This is a genomic window from Flectobacillus sp. (assembly GCF_049240685.1).
GTDB lineage: Bacteria > Bacteroidota > Bacteroidia > Cytophagales > Spirosomataceae > Flectobacillus.
On record NZ_JBMLSD010000498.1, the window covers coordinates 28471 to 32781 of the forward strand.

Genomic DNA, 4311 nt, shown 5'->3' on the forward strand with positions numbered 1-4311 from the left:
GCATTACCTGTAGATCGAACGAATGGTTTAAATACTGTAAAACAGTTAGAAAGACTCATCAAAGACTTGTCCGTTACCGATTCCATTATTGTTTACAACAACAAAAACTCCCAAATTTTAAAGTTGGGAATATCCAAACCTGTGTTTTACGAATACTATATGCTAGTCAATGGACAAGAAATAGATCTTACTTATGCCCTTGTTACCTCTGTTAGTCCAAAATACGCGGGAAACTTTCGTTACATGGAAGTAGTCATTTATATCAAAGAACCTATTCCATATACCCCAATTAGAAGGTAAATAGAGGTGTAGAATATTTTCTATCATTGCTAATCAGAAAATTCTTTTAAACCAAATCATAACTATCATGAATACTACACTGAAAAATGCCCTGCTTTTCTTTTCGTTATTAGGTACAATTGTGTCGATAGGTGTGCTGTTACTTTTTGCAAAGGACTTTACGCAAATGCAGCTTATAGGCTTGTGTATTACAACTTTTGTTTTTGTGCTTAATTCGGCAAGCTTTTTAACAAGAAAAAAAGAGAGGCGAGATTGATCATAAAAAAGTTTAGAAACTGTATTAAAAAATAAGTTCAAGACTAAGTCTTGAACTAGAAATGCTCTTTCTTTTTTAAGAAGGTCTTCCCCGCAAAAAAAGAAAGCGCCGTAGATATAACAACTTAAGCTGTTTTACCTACGGCGCTTTTTTATTTGAAAAAGTAATTAAGAGTTAAAAATCACTCAACCACTCAATCACCAATTCACTCAATAAATTAGGCTACGACGATTCGCCATTGTAGCACCAATTCTTCCATTTCAACTTCAACTGATTCGCTCAAAGTATTTACTACTTCTAACGAAACCGCTTGAACTTCTTGTGAGATATACTCTTTGAATGCCAATACCCCTGCCGAAACTTCAGCTTGTGTATCCAACAATTCAATTTTAATCTTGTCAGTTACTTCAAAACCAGAATCCTTACGGTAGTTTTGAACACGGTTGACAAACTCACGAGCAATACCTTCTTGACGAAGTTCGTCAGTAATTGTAATGTCTAATGCCACGGTCAACTCATTGTCTTTGGCAGAAAGATAACCTGGAAGGTCTTCTGTCAAAATTTCAACAAGTTCTGGTGTAACTACGATATCGCTACCTGCTGGCGTGTATTGATTTTCTTTTTCCAAAACAGCAATATCATCGTTGCTCATAGCCGAAATCAAAGCTGCTACCTCTTTCATTCGTGGACCAAACTTAGGACCTAATGCTTTGAAGTTAGGTTTTACTTTTTTCGACAATACACCCGATGCGTCATCTAGGTATTCGACCGACTTGATATTTACCTCTGACTTAATCAAATCATCTACGCTACGGATTTGCTCACGCGTTTTTTCGCTCAATACTGGAATCAAGATTTTCGACAATGGCTGACGAACTTTGATTTTATTGGTTTTACGTAATGAGTGAATCAACGAACAAATACGCTGTGCCAAGTCCATCGAAGTTTCAAGATTTTCATCAATCCACTCGGTCTGAACTGTAGGGAAATCTGTTAAGTGTACCGATTCTGGTGCACCAGCTTGGTTGCTAGTCAAGTTTTTGAATAACCAATCACCATAGAAAGGAGCGATTGGAGACATCAACTGAGCAACTGTTTTTAAGCAATATGCCAAGGTTTCATACGCTGATTTTTTATCATCAGTCATATCACCTTTCCAGAAACGTCTTCTTCCCAAACGTACATACCAGTTAGATAAGTGATCACTCACAAACTCTTGGATAGCCCGACCAGCTTTAGTTGGCTCATACGTATTGAACGACTCGTCAACTTCTTTTACTAACGTTTGAAGTTTTGACAAAATCCAACGGTCAAGTTCTGTGGCAATGCTCTTATCTAATTTGCCTGTTGGCTGATAGCCATCCAAATTAGCATACAAAGCAAAGAAGTTGTACGTATTAGTCAATGTACCGAAGAACTTATTACGTACTTCTGTTACGCCTGCCAAGTCAAACTTCAAGTTGTCCCAAGGTTGCGCGTTAGTAATCATATACCAACGAGTTGGGTCAGCTCCGTATTTCTTCAAGGTTTCGAATGGGTCGACAGCGTTGCCCAAACGTTTTGACATTTTGTTACCGTTTTTATCCAATACCAAACCTGTCGAAACGACGTTTTTGAATGCTACCGAATCCGAAATCATGGCTGAAATAGCATGAAGGGTAAAGAACCAACCACGAGTTTGGTCAACACCTTCAGAGATAAAATCAGCAGGGTATGATTTTTCGAAAATATCTTTATTCTCAAATGGATAATGCCATTGTGCAAAAGGCATCGCACCTGAGTCAAACCAAACGTCGATAAGGTCTGTTTCGCGCGTCATGACTTTACCCGAAGCAGATACCAAATATACTTCATCCACGAACGGACGGTGTAAATCAAGGGTATCTTGATCAGCGGCATCTAAGAATGCTTGGTTTTTCTCTTTTTGTTCTGCACTCAAAGCATCGTCTTTCAAGGCGTGTTTTACGGCATTGATTAACTCTTGCGTTGAACCGATACACACTTCTTCTGCATCTTCCGAACGCCAGATAGGAAGCGGAGTACCCCAATAGCGAGAACGTGACAAGTTCCAGTCAACCAAGTTTTCGAGCCAGTTACCAAAACGACCTGTACCTGTAGATTCAGGTTTCCAGTTAATGGTATTGTTCAAGGCAATCAACTTATCTTTTACGGCAGTAGTACGGATAAACCAAGAGTCGAGTGGATAATACAAGACTGGTTTGTCGGTACGCCAGCAGTGAGGATAAGGGTGATCAAATTTCTGTACATTGAATGCTTTATTTTCAGTTTTCAACTTAATCGCAATACGCTCATCTACAGAAAGGTATTTGTCACGACCTTGTTTTTCACGCTCGATTTCTTTCTCTTCGTCCGAAAGGTAAGCTTCTTTTACTGGCTCGTTGGCAAAGTCAGTAATTTCAGCGACAAAACGACCTTGACGGTTTACGATAGGAGCTTCTTTACCATTCTCGTCTTTTACCAAAATGGCAGGTATGCCATTTTGCTGAGCTACTCTAAAGTCGTCAGCACCAAAAGTTGGAGCTGTGTGAACCACACCTGTACCATCTTCAGTCGTAACAAAGTCGCCTAAGATAACACGGAAAGCAGGAGCATCTGGCTGGATATATGGCAACAATTGCTCATATTCGATACCTTCCAAATGCGCACCTTTCAACTCCATAATCACTGTCCAAGGAATCACTTTGTCGCCATCTTTGTAAGCTTCAAAGTCAGCGTCTTTTCCTTTTTCGTTGAAATATTTACCTACCAAATCACGTGCTAATACGACGTTTACTGGCAAGTAAGTATATGGGTTATATGTTTTGACTAAAACGTAGTCAATGTTTTTTCCAACAGTCAAGGCCGAGTTAGCAGGAAGTGTCCAAGGCGTAGTCGTCCATGCCAAGATATAGATATTATCGCTATCGGCAGCATCGAACAAGTATCCTGATTTTCCTGTAAGTTTTACCTTAAACTGCGCTGTCAACGAAGTATCTTTTACTTCACGGTAACAACCCGGCTGGTTCAATTCGTGCGAAGACAAACCTGTACCTGCTGCTGGAGAATAAGGCTGAATGGTATAGCCTTTGTACAACAAACCTTTGTCATACAACTGCTTCAACAGGTGCCAAATAGACTCAATATAATCGTTTTTATAAGTGATATATGGGTCATCAAGGTCTACCCAGTAGCCCATTTTCTCGGTAAGGTCATTCCAGAGGTCAGTAAATTTCATTACTGTCTCACGGCATTTTTTGTTGTATTCTTCTACCGAGATTTTTTTACCAATATCATCTTTAGTAATACCTAATTCTTTTTCTACCTGAAGCTCTACAGGAAGACCGTGCGTATCCCAACCACCTTTGCGTTTTACCTGCTTGCCTTTGAGGGTTTGGTAGCGACAAAAAATATCCTTAATGGCACGTGCCATCACGTGGTGAATACCAGGTGTACCATTGGCCGATGGAGGACCTTCATAGAAAGTAAAAGTAGGTTGCCCTTCACGGATTTCGACGGATTTTTCGAAAACCTTTTGTTCTTGCCAGAATTGCAAAATTTCATCTGCTACCTGAGCGTAGTCTAGGTTTTTATATTCTTTGAAGTTCATTATAAACTGTTTGCTAAAAAGCACGTTTTGTTACTTGCCAAATGGGGGCAGATGATAGGCTAAGGAAGCCCTTGTATTACTGAAACATAACAACTTGCCCCAAAATTCCTGCAAAAGTACAAAAACCTTTTTAAAAGGGGAGTCGATA

General features: G+C 39.5%; 2 protein-coding genes. One reads left to right on the forward strand and one right to left on the reverse strand.

Going from position 1 to position 4311, the window contains the following annotated elements:
* The coding region (locus ACOVQ4_RS23020) for a hypothetical protein (protein ID WP_421822929.1) at nt 1-300 on the forward strand (300 nt) is incomplete at its 5' end.
* A 473-nt stretch (nt 301-773) separates the two neighbouring features.
* On the opposite strand, the gene ileS is transcribed toward ACOVQ4_RS23020, so the two are convergent.
* A complete protein-coding gene (ileS, locus tag ACOVQ4_RS23025) occupies nt 774-4163 on the reverse strand; it encodes an isoleucine--tRNA ligase (RefSeq protein ID WP_421822930.1) in 3390 nt (1129 codons plus the stop codon).
* Nucleotides 4164-4311 lie beyond the last annotated feature (148 nt).

Excerpts from the sequence above, each read along its gene's own strand:
- ileS (WP_421822930.1), bottom strand. The coding sequence starts at position 4,163 with ATGAACTTCAAAGAATATAAAAACCTAGACTACGCTCAGGTAGCAGAT.